The following is a 15731-nucleotide window of genomic DNA, read 5'->3' on the forward strand; positions in this document are numbered from 1 at the left end:
TTGCTTCGTAAACTTGGCGTTTCAATTCCGGCTTGCAGCCTTCAGCCCAGCTGATCCACAAACTCCGTCAAAAGCTTGTGTTTCAGGATCTTACCCGTTGGGGCGGCCGGCAAATTGAATGCCAGAATGATCCTGCTTGGGCGTTTATATCCGGTAAGTCGGTCTTTCACGAAGGCCTTCAAATCTTCGACATTCGGCGCGTCGCCCTCAGCTACCTGCACAAAGGCCAACACCTCTTCATCCCCATCTTTAGTCCGCCCAATCACCGCTGATTGGATCACCTGCGGATGGTCATTTAGCGCCGCTTCGACCTCAGGCGGATAAACATTAAAACCACCGTGAATGATCAGTTCTTTTGAACGGCCTAAGATGTGTAAATGCCCCGCATCGTCGACGCAGCCTAGATCACCAGTACGCAACCAGCCGTCGCCGTCCAGCACCTTCATTGTCTCCGCGTCATTGCGGTAATAGCCCTTCATCACATGGCCGCCCCGGGTCAAGATTTCACCGGTTCCGTCGCCCACATCATCAATCCGAACCTCAACTCCCGGCAAGGGTGGGCCGACAGAAATATCTTTCGATCCCAGAGGATTAGCCGTCGCACAAATACCAGCTGTACTTTCTGTCATGCCATATCCGTTCTGCAAGGCCACGCCGTAAAACGCCTCGGCCTTGCGCTTCCATGTTGGATCCAGCGGAGCGGCACCTGAGGACACATAGCGCAGATTTTCTGATCCAAGAGCGCTCAATCCCTGCTCCTTGGTGTGCTGCATTAACAGAGCGTGCATTTGCGGCACGGCAGACAAAAGGGTTACGCCATCTTGCAACGCCGCGAACAGCTTTGCCGCAGAAAACCGCGCCTCCATCTGCACCGCCGCACCCGCAAAGGCCGCCGCGGTCACGACCGAGGCAAGGCCGAACACATGGGTGATCGGTAGCACGCCATAGATCAAATCTTGGGGCACCATGCTGCGTAAATTTGCCGAAGTCACACCTCCAAATCGAACGTTTTCATGGGTCAGCATCACACCTTTGGGATCGCCTGTGGTGCCTGTCGTATAGAGCAAGACCGCCACGTCACTGACAACCGGATCAGGCGAAGATGGCAGAGGTTGCGCGACATGCAGCGCGCCAAAGAAACCGGTAACTTCAATTGCATTCATACGATGTGCATGGGCCGCGGCCTCATCCGAAACTTGGCAGGTAAACAGCACCATCGCAGGCGTCGCATGGTCAATAATCCGTTGAAGTTCTGATGGACTTTGACGTGCATTGATCGGCAGGATCACCGCCCCCACCTTCCACGCGGCAAAGAGCGTCGCGACCGCTGCCGCGCAATTTTCCGACAGCAAGAGCACTCTGTCGCAGGGTTGCACCCCGCCTTGTCGCATCACATCTGCCAAAGCACCTGCTGCGCGGTCAAGCTCCGCAAAACTCCAGCGCACGCCACTGCTGTCACTCATCGCCAGAGCGTTGGGCCGGTTCTTCACCTGAGCCTGCAGAAAACTCTCTACGCGCGCAGTCATTCCGCAGCTTCTTGCTGGCGCATCGCACCGCTCAAGTGGCCATACCCCGTAAGAGCCTGCGCCTCGATCCGGTCGATTATATCGGCCATCGGTTCGATTTTGTCGGTCAGGCCCAAGGCGTGCCCAGCCGACAACATGCCGCGGCTGACATCCCCTGTTTCATAGGCTTTGCGCCCGATCTGGCCCGACACCAACGGCAGCAAATCTCGGATGGTGATATTTGGCGTTTCCGCCTCCATGCGAGCAACTTCTGCCGTAGTTTCATTGGCCAGCGTGCGGATCGTGTTGCGCACCGACCCCATGGTCAATGCGGTATCGCCTTCAGAGGCATCCACCAGCGCTTGTTTATAGTCGCGGTGGGCCGTCAATTCTTCGGCAACCAGCAGACGCGTGCCCATGATGACGCCTGCAGCACCCATCGACAGCGCCGCAACAAGTTGACTGCCGTGCCCCACGCCGCCGCCAATCAGAAACGGGATTTTTATGTCCTGGCCAGCCATGGCAGCGTTCACAAAGGACCCGATCAACTCCATGCCCGGATGCCCGCCGCATTCGGCCCCCACGATTGAGACCATATCCACCCCAACGGCCTGCGCCTTGCGCGCATATTTGACCGCTGGCACCTTGTGCAGAATGGTAAAACCGAGATCTTTGAGCAATGGAATATAGGGCTCAGGATTGCGCCCCGAGGTTTCAATAAAACGCACCCCTTCGTCGGCGATCAGGCGAAAGATATCCTCGGTCTGATCATCCGCGACCAGTTTGGGCAGCATTGAAACGTTGACGCCAAAGGGAAGGTCACCGCAACGCGCACGGGTTTTGCGGATTTCTGCGCGCAGATCATCGTGGGTGGCAAAGCTGGCGGCGGTGACAAAACCGATGATGCCCGCATGGGCCGCCGCACTTACATAAGGCGCATCGGCCAGCCATTGCAGCCCCCCTGCGACGATGGGCAGGCGCGTACCAAAAGTACGGGTAAGGGCGGTATCCCAGATCATCAGCGGTACTCCGGTGTGCGTTTTTCAAGAAAAGCCGCGATGCCTTCAGCCGCTTCTTCGCCGCCAGCCGCGCGGGCCATGGCGTCGCGCTCGGCATCGAGCTGTGCTGCTTCGCTTGTCTCGTAGGCGGTGGCAACTAACCTGCGGATCGTGCCTTGCGCGGCACGAGGCCCAGCGGCGATGCTGTCCGCCAATTCAGTGGCCCCGGTCATCGCTTGCCCGGTTTCAACAACAGCATTTACGGCTCCCAACTCCAGCATTCGTTCCGCAGTGACAGGGCGGGCCAGAAGGCACATTTCCATTGCCAAGGGCCTTGGCAACATACGCGCCAGCGAAGCCGTCAGACCTGCATCCGGGACCAATCCCGCCTTGATATAGGCCGCCGTAAATTTTGCGCCCTTAGCCGCCACAATCAGATCACACGCCAGCGCCAAAGACAGCCCAGCGCCTGCCGCACCGCCTTCAACTGCGGCAATCAACGGAACCGGACTGGCGCGCATGGAACGCACAAGATCATGCAAGGTATCGACACGCAGGCGCCGTTCAGGTTCTGACAGTTTGCGCCGCTCGATCAGCACATTCAGGTCGCCGCCTGCGCAAAAGAAATCACCGGCCGAAGTCAGGACAACCGACCGAATGCGCGGCTCTTCTGCGCGGCGCATGGCCTCCGCGATGGCGTCATAAAGTTCGGGCGTCAAAGCCCCCCGCCGCGCCGCATTGCCATTCCAAATGATCAACCGGTCACCGGCATCTTCAATCCGCGCGGTCATGTCAGTCTCTCCTGTGGGACCCGTTTGAATACGCCGGTGGAGGTTGCAATCAAGGTGCCATCCTCGTGCAGCAGCTCGGCAGTGATATAGAGCAAGCTGCGTCCACCGCCTGTAACCGTACCCGTGGCAATCACGCGGCCCTTTCGGCCCGGCCCCACGAATTGTGTGGTCAGCGAAATGGTCAGGAACGGCGCTCTGCCACTGGCGTCGACGGTCAGCGACCCCGTTGTGCCGCTGGCATTATCAAGCAAAGTCGCCGCAATCCCGCCATGCAGCACACCGTGTCGGTTGAGGTGTCGATCATCCAAATCCAGCAAACAACGGCCATGTGCGGGGTCAGATACATCGACCACGTAGCCCATCATGCGCTGGGCGCCGGTCTCGTCTCGGATCAGTGTTTCAGTCTGAGGTGAGGTCAATGAACCGCTCCAGATGATGATCGACATCGCCGAACCGGTGGTCGGCCATAACGATGCGTTTGGCGATATGGGCCAGTTCGTATTCTTGCGTCATGGCGATACCACCATGAAGCTGGATGCTTTCTTCGGCGACCAGACGGCCCGCGCGACCCAACAGGTTCTTAGCAAGGCTGATGTGGCGTTCACGGTCAGCACGTTCGTCTTCAAGATGCCCCGCAGCGAGGATCACCGCTGAGCGCGCCTGCTCCATCTCGATCAACAAATCGGACATGCGATGGGCCAACGCCTGAAACGTGCCGATGGGCCGTCCAAACTGTTTGCGGGTGCCTAGGTAATCCATCGTCAATGCACAGGCCGTCTCCATTGCGCCTAACGTTTCGGCGCATTGCGCGACACTAGCGGCTGCGACGCGCGCCTCTATCGCCGAGGACGCTTGGCCCGGTTCGCCAAGGCGGGCGCTGGCAGGGACGCGGACATCATCCAAGGTCACCTCTGCCGCGCGGCCACCCGCCAACAAGGCGTATCCTTGGACGGTCAGACCTTTTGTAATTGTCGGAACAACGAACAATGAAATTCCACCCACATCCCCTGCCTCACCGCTTTCGCGGGCAGAAACGACAAGCATATCGGCGGCTTCCGCGTTGATCACGACAGCTTTGCGCCCACTCAGCGCAATGGTATCGCCGCTATCGATTGCGCTGGTTTGCACCCGGGTTAGGTCATAGCGACTGCTTGGTTCACCGTGGGCAAAAGCCAGATGTAGACTGCCTGCGATGATCTCTTCGATGTGAGCGTTTTGCGCTTCATTCCCCAGATCGGCAATCAACCCGCCAGCAAGCACGCCGGTGTCCAAAAACGGTTCAACCACGCCCGCGCGGCCCAGTTCTTCGAACACGACGGCCAGATCAAACCCTTTGCCGCCAAAGCCGCCCTGCTCTTCACTAAAGAGCGCACCGATGATGCCCAACTCGGCCAGCTCGGTCCAGATGGTGGTGGATAGACCCGTCTCGCTTTCGAGGATCTTGTTGCGGGTCGCGGTGTCATAGCGGTCGCTCAGAAAGCGGCGCAATGTATCTTGCAGCATTTGCCGCTCTTGGGTCAGCTCAAAGTTCATTTGCCACCTCCCATCTTGGTTTTGGCAATAATCGAACGTTGGATCTCGTTAGATCCACCAAAAATCGACAGTTTGCGGTTGTTGAAATATTGCGCAGCCACGGGCCCTGCGGCGTGCGGATCAGGTAGGGCATCATTTGCGCCTTCAATCGCCTCTGAGGCGAAGGGCATCGCATAAGCCCCTGCTGCGCGGCGCGCCAGATCGTTGATTTCCTGACGGATAATCGAGCCCTTCACTTTCAACATTGAGCTTTCAACACCGGGAGCCTGCCCCGCGGCCGCTTTTGAAATGATCCGCAGGTTTGTCATGCTCATCGCGACCAGATCGATCTCAACCTGGGCGACACGTGCCGCGAAATGTGGGTTTTTCATCAACGGCTTACCCCCAGCCAATTCCGCCCGCGCGATGCGTTTGACAGCGCGCAAACCGGCCTGCGAAAAACCGACCCCGGCGATGCTTGTACGCTCGTGGGTCAGCAGATATTTGGCATAGGTCCAGCCCTTGTTCTCTTCGCCTACAAGGTTTGTGACTGGCACTTTCACGTCCGTGAACCAGACCTCATTGACCTCGGCACCGCCATCCAACAACACAATTGGCCGCACTTCGATGCCCGGTGTCTCCATATCGATCAGCAGGAATGAAATGCCCTCTTGTTGCTTGACGTCCTTGTCGGTGCGCACGAGGCAAAAGATCATGTTGGCGTGCTGTCCAAGGGTCGTCCAAGTCTTCTGTCCGTTGACGATATAGTGGTCGCTGTCTTTGACAGCACTGGTTTTCAACGAGGCCAGATCGGAGCCTGCACCCGGTTCGGAATACCCCTGACACCACCAATCATCGCCTGCTAAAATCCGGGGCAGCCAGTAATCTTTTTGCTCTTGGTTGGCGAATTTCTGCAAGACCGGCCCCAACATCGAAAGCCCGAATGGCACAACGCGCGGAGCATAATGCGCAGCCAATTCATCTTCAAAGATATGGCGCTGCACGGCGTTCCACTGGACGCCGCCATACTCAATTGGCCAGTTTGGTGCCAGCCAACCTTGGGCGTTCAAGATCGCATGCCATCCTTCTTGCTCTTGCTTGGTGGGCTCCTGCCCTTTGCGCACTTTATCGCTCAAGTTTTTGGGCAGTTTTTCTTTGAGAAAGCCCTGAACTTCTTCTCGAAAGGCGATCTCTTCTTGGGAATAACTCAGGTCCATGATCCGTCCTTTCAGTAAATTTCAAACAGGCCCGCAGCCCCCATGCCGCCGCCCACGCACATTGTCACGACACCCAATTTCGCACCGCGTCGCTTGCCCTCGTACATCAAGTGTCCCGCCATCCGTGCGCCGGTCATGCCAAACGGATGACCGATCGCGATGGCACCGCCATTGACGTTGCAAACCTGTGGATCGATGCCAAGCGTGTCACGGCAATAGAGCGCCTGGGACGCAAAAGCCTCGTTCAGTTCCCACAGATCAATGTCAGCTACCGTCAGCCCGTGACGCTCCAGCAAACGCGGCACAGCGTAAATTGGGCCAATGCCCATCTCGTCCGGCTCGCACCCGGCGACGGCGAAACCCTTGAACGCCCCCAACGGGGTGATCCCCGCCTTTTCAGCGGCAACGCTGTCCATCAACACAACAGCCGCAGCCCCGTCGCTCAATTGACTGGCATTGCCCGCGGTGACAAAGCCGCCTTCGCGCACCGGGTTCAATCCTTGCAGCCCGTCCAATGTCGTCTGTGGGCGGTTACATTCATCGCGGTCGACAGTGACGTTTTGGTGCGTCACCTCTTTGGTTTCGCGGTCTTGCACGGCCATGGTTGTTTGCATCGGCACGATCTCGTCGTTGAACTTGCCGGCATCTTGTGCGGCTGCAATCAACTGCTGGCTGCGCAGACCGTAGGCGTCTTGGTCATCGCGGCTGATGCCATAACGCTTGGCCACGATATCCGCCGTTTCGATCATCGTCATATACACGTCGGGTTTGTGTTCGGCCAACCAATCGTCTTGGATGCTCGCGGCCTGAGGCTGCACCATCGAGATACTCTCGACGCCCCCTGCAACCATGGGCCCGGCACCTTCTTGGCAAATCGCATTCGCGGCCATCGCAATGGTCTGCAACCCAGATGAACAAAAACGGTTGATCGTCACACCAGACGCAGTCACCGGCAGACCCGCACGCAGCGCGATTTGGCGGGCGATGTTCTGACCAGTCGCGTGCTCAGGAAAGCCGCAGCCGATCATGACATCTTCAATTGCGGCCGGATCAATCCCGGAACGCGCAACAGCATGCTCAACCGCGTGCCCCCCCATTGCGGCCCCGTGGGTGGTGTTGAACGATCCCCGAAAGGATTTCGCCAGCCCGGTCCGGGCGGCAGAGACGATGACAGCTTGTTTCATGTCGCAGCTTCCTTGTTCATGTGTTCAAAATCTTGGCCCTTGGCGATCAGGTCCCGCAGCAAAGGTGCGGGGCGCCAAAACCAGGCATCTTCGCATGCGTATTCTTCGATATCGGCCAACACTTGCGGTAGGCCCTGAATGTCGGCCCATTTCATCGGTCCGCCCCAATAGCGCGGAAAACCATACCCAAAGAGAAGCGTCATATCGATGTCGAGTGGTCGCGCGGCAATGCCTTCTTCGAGAACGCGCGCACCTTCGTTGACCATCGCGCACATGTAACGGCGCACGATCTGGGCATCCGTGAAGCTTTGTGGGGTGATCCCAAGCGCTTGCTGTTCAGCCTCAATCAGACGGGTGATCTCAGGGTTTGGCACACCACCACGCTTGCCTTTTTCGTAGATATAGTAGCCCTGCCCGGTCTTTTGGCCAAAGTGTCCCTGCTCACAAAGACGATCGATATAGGTTGGGACGCGCTCATCTGGATGGCGCTCAGGTGCCTTGCGTTTGCGGGTGGCCCAGCCGATGTCGAGACCCGCAAGATCAGCCACCGCATAGGGGCCCATCGCAAATCCAAAGTCGGTCAGCGCCTTATCAATTTGGTAGGGAGAGGCACCATCAAGCACCATGTGGTCCGCCGCGGTCCGGTATGTTGCAAGGATGCGGTTGCCAATGAACCCGTCACAGACCCCCGCGCGCACGGACGTTTTGCCAAGCGCCTTGCCCAGCGCAAAGCCTGTCGCTGTAACATCAAGCGCTGTCTGATCTGCCACGACAACCTCGAGCAGTTTCATGACATGGGCGGGCGAGAAAAAGTGCAGACCAATCACGTCTTTTGGTCGCGTGGTGCTCGCAGCGATTTCGTTGATGTCGAGGTAAGAGGTGTTGGTGGCCAGGATCGCGCCCGGCTTGCAGATCGCGTCAAGCTTGGCAAACACCTGTTTCTTGACGGACATATCCTCAAAAACCGCTTCCACGACCAGATCGACATCACTTAGGCTGTCATAATTAACTGACACTTCCAGCGCCGTCGTCGTCAGAGCATCGAATTGCGTTTGGGTGATCTTGCCGCGTTTCAAGGCACCAGACAGATTGCCAGAAATGCGGTCCTGCGCGGCGTCGGCAGCTTCTTTCTTCATCTCAATCAAGACAACTTTGAAACCAGCCAGCAACGCGGCCGTCGCGATGCCTGCCCCCATTGTGCCACCACCAATCACACCGATGCTTTGCAACGGGCGCGGCTCGACACCTTTGAGCTCTGGCAGATTGCTCACGGCGCGTTCTCCAAAGAAAGCGTGGATCAAACCTTTGCGCTGGTCGGTCTTCATCAACTCCATAAAGAGTTCGCGTTCACGGGTCATACCCTTGCTAAACTCCAGCTCAGACGCTGCTTGAATTGCGCGTACGGCTGTTGCGGGGCTGATTTGTCCCCGACCTTTCTTGAGGATCGCAGCATAAGTCGCGTCCCAGTCGATTGGATCCGGGCCCGGCATCTCACTGATCGGGCGGCGCGGCGCATCCTTTGCCAGCAGGGATTTGGTATAGGCCAACCCAACGGTTTCGGGATCGCCCTCTTCAATCTTGTCGATGATGCCCAGCTCAAGCGCTTCAGCGGCTTGAATGTGCCGTCCCGTGGTGATGACTTCGATCGCATTTTCAACACCAATCAAACGCGGCAATCGCTGGGTGCCCCCTGCGCCGGGCAACAAGCCCAGATGCACCTCTGGCAAACCCACGCGGCTGCCAGGCTGCGCGATCCGGTAATGCGCCGCCATTGCGACTTCCAACCCGCCACCAAGCGAGACCCCGTGCATGGAGGCAACAACAACCAAGGGCGACGCTTCAATACGGTTGCAAAGGTCCGGCAAATTTGGCGACATCGGAGGCTTGCCGAATTCTGAGATATCGGCGCCCGCAATAAATGCGCGCCCATCGCCCACAATCAGCACCGCGCGCACCCCCGCATCCGCTTCGGCGCGGTCCACTGCATCGGCCAATCCACGGCGCACGGCCACGCCGAGTGCATTCACAGGCGGGTTTTGGATGCGCAAGACGGCAATGTCATCGTGGCGGGTATAGGCGATCTTGTCGGTCATCTGGGTCTCCTTGAGTGATAACTTGGGGCTAGCCGCGGCGGGTCAAAGCTGGGGCTGATCCACTGCGCTGTTCAAGTGCGCGCACCAAATCCCGCAGGGCCGGGCCCACCTCAGTTTCCATACGTGCTTGCGGTAAATCGGCGGGCAGTGCGCCACAGGTAAAAGACACAGCTTCGCCAAATTCGCCCGCGAAATACGGTACGCTGACGGCGTTGACCGTGGCGCTATAGCGGGTGCCATCAGGCACGATTGCAAAGCCCTGAGCCAACAATTGTTCATAGCCCGATTGGCGAAATGCCCGCATTTCTTCGTTCGGGTCCATGGCCGCAAATCGTGTATCATCCAAGCTCGCCAACACAGCCATCCCGGAGGAAGATCCGAAGGCCGGAATGCGGTGGCCCGGTTCCAACCAAATTGTCGATGCAGTGGCAGGCCGCCATGTGCGCACCAGCATCATCCGCGCGCCGTCACGCACAGCAATGATCGCCAACGTGCCGGTGTCATCGGCCAGCCGTTGCATCGCCTCGGAGGCCTGATCGACAAACCCTACGGCGACCGACGCCACAGACCCAAGCGCTATTGCCGCAGGTCCTAGCCGAAACCGATCGTTGCGGCCTCCATGGCTCAGATAGCCCACCTCGCACAACGTATAGGTCAGCCGCGAGACCGTAGGTTTTGGCAGCCCTGTCCGCTCTGCGATTTGCGCATGGGTCAGGCCATTGTCACTGGCGCGAAAAGCACGCAGCACCTCTAGCCCCCGGGCCAGAGTGTTGGCAAATTTGCGGTCAGTACTTTGGTCCGTCATCTTGCAGCCATCGGGATCAGGAGCGAGAGGGTTGGAAAGGACATGATCAAGATCAGCACAATGAAATCCACACTTAGGAACCGAGTGATACCGGCAAAGATTTTGTCAATTGGTGCCTCTTTGCCGACCACATTGGCGATGACAAAAACGTTGAGGCCGACAGGCGGTGTGATCAAACCAATCTCAAGCAATTTGATCACCACCACACCAAACCAAATGAGGTTCAGATCATAGCTCTCTACTAGCGGGATCATCAACGGTAAGGTCAATACCATGATGCCGATGGGGTCAAGGAACATGCCCAAAAGCAGATAGATCACTGCAATACAGAGCATCAATAGAACAACGGACAGTTGGGCGTCCGACACGGCACCCACAATCATCGGAGCAACCCCGGTGAGCGCCACAAAGGCCACAAAGATTTTCGCGCACGCTGCAATGAGGAAGATGGCCGAGGTTTGGATGCAGGTTTCCTTCACGGCTTCCCACAGGCTGCGCATGGTCAATTTGCGTTGGGCAAATCCGATAACAGCCGCAGCCGAGACACAGACAGCGGCGGCTTCGGTTGCGGTAAAGATGCCCCCGTAAATACCACCGATGATCAGTACAAAAAGCAGCACAGCAGGCCAGCTGTCACGTGCAGCACGAAGCCGTTCTGATGTGGAATAGCGCGTGGCGGTCGACGGTGCGATTTCGGGAGAATACCAAACCCAGACGGCGATCACCAAGATGAACCCGGCCAACGTCAGCAGTCCGGGCAGAATCCCTGCGAGGAAAAGCGAAGAAATCGAGGTCTCGGTGAAGATGCCGTAAATGATGAACAAAACCGACGGAGGAATGAGTGAGCCCAGCGTGCCGCCGGCGGCCACAGATGCAGTCGCAAGCCGCGGATCATAGCCCATGCGCAACATCTCTGGCGTGCAAATCTTGCCCATCGTTGACGCACAGGCGATCGAGCTGCCGGTGATTGCGGAAAAACCGCCGCATCCCATGACAGATGCCATGGCGACCCCTCCCGGCAAACGCGTGAGCCAAACCTTTGCTGCATGATAAATCTTGGTTGTGATGTCGGCTTTGTAGGCGATATGTCCAAGCGCGACAAACAGCGGGATCATAGAGAGATCATAGGAGTGCACTAGGTCGAAGGAGTTGGAAAACACCATAGATGTGGTCGCCTTGATCGCACGTTCAGGCGCGAAGGATCCGCTACGGAAAGCAAATATGAAAAACGTGCCGACGGTGGCCACACTGGCGAGGGTAAAGGCAATCGGCACCCGCAGCGCCAACAAAATTAAGACCGCCGCGAATGCAATCATCCCGATGGTTGAGGCGTCCATTAGCGGGCCTCGTTTTCTTGCAAGAGGTCGCCCACATGTTGTTGTTCATCAGAAACTTCGCCGCCGCTAAGAACCGTACGCGTGTCGCGCCAAACCAATTCGGCCAGCCGCAAAAACGTGGCAACGATCCCGATCAAAAACAGCAGGCGTCCGGGCCATTTGGGCAAGTTGAGATCACCATAGAAAAAACTGCCCTTGCCCCAGACGCTCAAGAATTCGCGCCCGCTGGCGTAGATCAGTGCGCTCAGCGCCAGCACCCCGATAAGCGACCCCATGATGATCAGGATCGATCGAAAACGTGCAGGGAACCGATCAGACAAGAACGCCACGCTGACATGGGCACGGGCTGCTGTCGCTGCAGCAAGTGGAAGGATAATGGCGGCGACCATGAGTTCGCGCACCATCGTCACGCTGTCAGGAATGTTGCCGTTAAACAGGGCGCGGGCGATCACGTTTGTGGTGATGAGCCCCGCCAGCAAGATCACCGCAAGCGCACCCAATGCGAGTAAAATTCTCTCGAGCGGTATCAACATGGCCCGGCCCTTCCCGTAGCTTATGAACGTTGGTGCCGACCGGCAAACCTGCCGATCGATTTAGCTCTCGGGCTTAGTTTGACGCGCGCTCCCAAGGGTAGCCCATGTCGTCACGCTCAGCAGAGTATTTTTCGAGAAGGGCTCTGTATTCGCCCAACAGTGCTGCTCCGGGCAGGCCTGTCTTGTCGGCAGTTGCGGTCCATTCATCGAGGAACTTTCCACCAGCCCCAATCAGGGCATTCCGGTCAACATCTGACAGCTCGATCACTTCAACGCCCGCGTCTTTCATCGCGACCACGGCCTTGGCGTTAGCTGTGTTGATCAGGCGACCAAACTCATCCGCCATGTCAGAACCTGTCGCCATCACCAGCTCCTGTTGTTCAGCGCTCAGGCTGTCATAGGAATCGGCGTTCATAAAGATACCGATGGCGCCAATTTGACCCCAATTTAGCAGCGTATAGTTGTCCATCACCTCTGCCTGCTTGAGCGCGGCAACGGCATAAGAATACCCCTGTGAGCAGTCGATCAGGCCGGTATCCAAACCTTGATAAGCGTCATAGATAGACATGTTGACCATGTTCGCACCCATTTCACCAAAGACCTTGCCATAGGCGCCCACACCGCGGACTTTCTTACCCTCAATATCTGCGACCGAGCGAATTGCATCGCCCTTGCAACCAATATGCACCTGGCTGGCTGTCCACGTCCCGATGTAGACCAAACCTTGATCTTCGAGGTTGGCTTGGATCGCCGGGTTTGTGCGCATCAACTCGTCCGTGGCGCGCATCCCAACCCAGCTGTCGGGGTTATTGATAGGCAGGTCGGCAATGCCGTAGCCTGCCATGTCCTGTGGATAATAGACGGCGATGACACTGCCCATGTCCGCCACACCATCCGCGATCGATTGAACTGCGGCTTTGGCCTTAAAGAGCGCACCGCCCCACTGAATATCTACTTTAATGTCGCCGGCTGACCGCTCGGTCAACTGATCGGCAAACCACTGCAACGCATCGGCGCGGGCACCACGGTTGGGGCCAGCCTCGCCGTGGATCAATGTTGTTTCAGCGGCTGCTCCATACGCAGCCGTTGAAAGCGCCGCTGCCAAAGACAGTATTTTGAGAAATGTCATGTGGTTCCTCCCAAGGATTTGTTTCACATAGTAAAACTATGTTTCACTTATGATCAACGCACGCTAGAGATTGACCGATACCCGCGCAAGCGAAACTTGCCAGCCGCGCGATGCGCTGCCGGTCATGTCTTGCTAAATCAAGCTGTGAAAGGCCGTCTGGCTACGTACCTAAGTGTTTTTTTGATAGATAAAACAACGCCCTGGAACAGCGTCCTTGGGCAGTGGCAATTCAGTCAAATTCTCGAAATACATCCGATCACTTGCAACCATCAGACCGCCGGGGGCCAGCAATGGCTCAACCAAAGGGGACACATCGCGGGCGAACTGATCGTTCTTGGTGGCGTTATGCCCACCAAGATCGGCGTGAACCAACGACGCATTGGGGCCAAAGCGCGCGAGTGCTTGGGGTAGCGTCTCAAAAACGTCCCCCAGCAGCACATGATCTGTGGGTGGTGTGCTGTCAGGATGCGAAGCAACAGCGCGTTCAAACACATAGATATCGCGGGATTTGATCACCTCAACCATGTGGTGGTACGTGCGACCGTTGCCCAATCCCAGCTCAAAAACGGGTCCGGCCATACCGCGCGTAAGCGCCACGGCGTGATCGATACAGGCACGTTGGGACACCATGCGGGCGATAAAAAGGTCAAGGCGGCTCATGATGGGGCTCCGATTCAAGGTCTGGACCCTACATGGGCTATCATCGAATAAAAGTGTAGCCCTGTAACGGACGTGTCATCAAACCGAGAATGCCAGAGTGGTAAGACCACTGGACGCTGCGGGACAAATCGGGTTGACTGTCTTTCAGCAAACGAAAAGCCCTGCCGCCTTGTAATGTTACCTATAAAAGAACGAGCATGACCCCCTTGTTGGACGTATCCTCCCTGAGCATCGGCTTCGGCAAAGATGACCCGGTCGTTAGTGATGTAAGCTTTGCTGTGGACAAGGGCGAAACGCTCGCCTTGGTCGGAGAAAGCGGGTCGGGGAAAACGCTGACGTGCCGTTCAATCCTGCGCATCCTACCGGGTGCGGCGCAAATGCGTGGCGGGACTGTGACCTTCACATCGGGAGGCGAATCGCAGGATCTGCTGAAAACCGCGCCCAAAGATATGCGCCAGATCCGGGGCAACCGGATTTCGATGATCTTTCAAGAACCGATGCGTTCGCTTTCGCCGCTGCACCGATTGGGCGATCAAGTGTCAGAGGTTTTGCATCTGCACGGCAACATCAGCAAATCCGCGGCGAAAGCGCAGGTACTCGAGCAATTTGACCGTGTCGGCTTTGCCGATCCCCTGCGGGCCTGGCGCAGCTATCCGTTTGAGATGTCAGGTGGCATGCGCCAGCGCGCCATGATTGCGATGGCTATGGTGGCACGCCCCGAATTGCTGATCGCGGATGAGCCGACCACAGCGCTTGATGTAACCACACAAGCGCAGGTGTTGGGTCTTATCAAAGAGCTGCAAGCAGAAACCGGGATGGCGCTCATCCTTGTGACACATGACTTAGGCGTTGTTGCAAACATGGCCGATAAAGTGGTGGTCATGAACAAGGGTCGCGTCATGGAAGCGGGCCGATCTGTGGACGTTCTGGGCAGCCCTGCGCATGGCTACACCGCCAAGCTTTTTGCCGCAGCCCCGATGATCCCTGAAATTGCTGAGCCGAAACGCGGCGAGCCCTCAAGCGATATTATTCTTGATCTTAAGAACGTCACGAAAACCTTCACCATGCGGGCCGGCGGCTGGAGCGCGCCGATCTCTGTCACGGCTTGCCGTGATGTTAGTTTGAGCCTGCCGCGCGGCCGCACGCTTGCCATTGTGGGCGAGAGCGGGTCAGGCAAAACGACTTGCGCGCGGATCGCAATGGGCGCGATGATGCCTGATCCGGGGGCTGAGGTGCTGTTTTGCGGTGCAAAGGGCAAAGGCCAAATCGCCGTCCACGAGATGAACAAAGACCAGCGCCGCGACTTCCAAAAACAAGTCCAGATGGTTTTCCAAGACCCCTATTCCTCGCTTAGCCCGCGGATGCGGGTACAAGCCGCACTCACCGAGCCGATGGATATCCACCACATCGGCACAAAGTCCGACCGCCTCGACAAGGCAGCGGCAATGCTGAGGTTGGTAGGTTTGAACCCTGAGATGCTCAAACGGTATCCGCATGCGTTTTCAGGCGGCCAACGCCAGCGTCTGTCGATTGCCCGCGCACTAACGCTTGATCCACAGCTTTTGGTTTGTGACGAACCGACGTCGGCGCTGGATGTTTCGGTTCAGGACCAGATCCTAACGTTGCTTGAGGATATTCGCGACGAGGCGGGGCTGAGTTATCTTTTCATCAGTCATGATCTGGCGGTAGTCGCCCGGATCGCTGATGAGGTTGCCGTCATGCGCGCAGGTGTCATTGTCGAACAAGCCACACCAGATTTGCTGTTTTACAACCCACAACACCCCTATACGCAGGCGTTGATTGCGGCCCAGCCTGAACCGGACGTTAACCGCCCCATCGACCTTGATCTGGTAGCCAAGGGCGCTGGTGATCCGACCGGATGGCCAGAAATGTACCGATTTGAAGGCAACACCGCGCCTGCTCTGCGCGAGATTGAATCCGGCCACATGGTGCGTTGTCATGCATAA

The 15731-nt window shown here is 57.4% G+C and carries 14 protein-coding genes; 1 reads left to right on the plus strand and 13 read right to left on the minus strand.

Going from position 1 to position 15731, the window contains the following annotated elements:
- Positions 1-41: 41 nt before the first annotated feature.
- From C1J03_RS19690 to C1J03_RS19750, 13 genes are all read right to left on the minus strand, one after another.
- Positions 42-1526 carry a class I adenylate-forming enzyme family protein gene (locus tag C1J03_RS19690; protein ID WP_114888127.1) on the minus strand — a complete coding sequence of 495 codons (1485 nt, stop codon included), beginning with the start codon at positions 1524-1526 and terminating at the stop codon, positions 42-44.
- Positions 1523-2524 carry an NAD(P)H-dependent flavin oxidoreductase gene (locus C1J03_RS19695; protein WP_114888128.1) on the minus strand — a complete coding sequence of 334 codons (1002 nt, stop codon included), beginning with the start codon at positions 2522-2524 and terminating at the stop codon, positions 1523-1525. Before C1J03_RS19695 ends, C1J03_RS19690 begins: the two co-directional genes overlap by 4 nt.
- Entirely contained in the window at positions 2524-3294 is a 771-nt protein-coding gene (locus C1J03_RS19700; RefSeq protein WP_114888129.1) for an oxepin-CoA hydrolase, alternative type, read from the minus strand. Before C1J03_RS19700 ends, C1J03_RS19695 begins: the two co-directional genes overlap by 1 nt.
- On the minus strand, positions 3291-3659 hold the full coding sequence (locus tag C1J03_RS19705) for a PaaI family thioesterase (protein ID WP_254694286.1): 369 nt from the start codon (positions 3657-3659) through the stop codon (positions 3291-3293). Before C1J03_RS19705 ends, C1J03_RS19700 begins: the two co-directional genes overlap by 4 nt.
- A 34-nt stretch (positions 3660-3693) precedes the next feature.
- Entirely contained in the window at positions 3694-4827 is a 1134-nt protein-coding gene (locus C1J03_RS19710; protein WP_114888131.1) for an acyl-CoA dehydrogenase family protein, read from the minus strand.
- The gene (locus C1J03_RS19715; RefSeq protein ID WP_114888132.1) at positions 4824-6023 is read right to left on the minus strand and encodes an acyl-CoA dehydrogenase family protein; all 1200 of its coding nucleotides are present in this window, start codon (positions 6021-6023) and stop codon (positions 4824-4826) included. Before C1J03_RS19715 ends, C1J03_RS19710 begins: the two co-directional genes overlap by 4 nt.
- Positions 6024-6034: 11 nt before the next feature.
- The gene (locus tag C1J03_RS19720) at positions 6035-7207 is read right to left on the minus strand and encodes an acetyl-CoA C-acyltransferase (protein ID WP_114888133.1); all 1173 of its coding nucleotides are present in this window, start codon (positions 7205-7207) and stop codon (positions 6035-6037) included.
- Entirely contained in the window at positions 7204-9300 is a 2097-nt protein-coding gene (locus C1J03_RS19725) for a 3-hydroxyacyl-CoA dehydrogenase NAD-binding domain-containing protein (protein WP_114888134.1), read from the minus strand. The genes C1J03_RS19720 and C1J03_RS19725 overlap by 4 nt, the downstream gene beginning before the upstream one ends.
- Before the next feature lie 28 nt (positions 9301-9328).
- A complete protein-coding gene (locus C1J03_RS19730) occupies positions 9329-10105 on the minus strand; it encodes an IclR family transcriptional regulator (protein ID WP_114888135.1) in 777 nt (258 codons plus the stop codon).
- Complete coding sequence (locus tag C1J03_RS19735; protein WP_114888136.1) at positions 10102-11442, minus strand: TRAP transporter large permease; 1341 nt, start codon at positions 11440-11442, stop codon at positions 10102-10104. The genes C1J03_RS19730 and C1J03_RS19735 overlap by 4 nt, the downstream gene beginning before the upstream one ends.
- Positions 11442-11975 carry a TRAP transporter small permease gene (locus tag C1J03_RS19740; RefSeq protein ID WP_114888137.1) on the minus strand — a complete coding sequence of 178 codons (534 nt, stop codon included), beginning with the start codon at positions 11973-11975 and terminating at the stop codon, positions 11442-11444. The genes C1J03_RS19735 and C1J03_RS19740 overlap by 1 nt, the downstream gene beginning before the upstream one ends.
- Before the next feature lie 73 nt (positions 11976-12048).
- Complete coding sequence (locus tag C1J03_RS19745; RefSeq protein ID WP_114888138.1) at positions 12049-13104, minus strand: C4-dicarboxylate TRAP transporter substrate-binding protein; 1056 nt, start codon at positions 13102-13104, stop codon at positions 12049-12051.
- A 168-nt stretch (positions 13105-13272) separates the two neighbouring features.
- The gene (locus C1J03_RS19750; RefSeq protein ID WP_114888139.1) at positions 13273-13764 is read right to left on the minus strand and encodes a class I SAM-dependent methyltransferase; all 492 of its coding nucleotides are present in this window, start codon (positions 13762-13764) and stop codon (positions 13273-13275) included.
- 197 nt (positions 13765-13961) lie between these two features.
- On the opposite strand from C1J03_RS19750, the gene C1J03_RS19755 reads away from it, so the two are divergent.
- The gene (locus C1J03_RS19755) at positions 13962-15731 is read left to right on the plus strand and encodes an ABC transporter ATP-binding protein (protein ID WP_114888140.1); all 1770 of its coding nucleotides are present in this window, start codon (positions 13962-13964) and stop codon (positions 15729-15731) included.

Source organism: Sulfitobacter sp. SK012 (assembly GCF_003352085.1).
GTDB lineage: Bacteria > Pseudomonadota > Alphaproteobacteria > Rhodobacterales > Rhodobacteraceae > Sulfitobacter.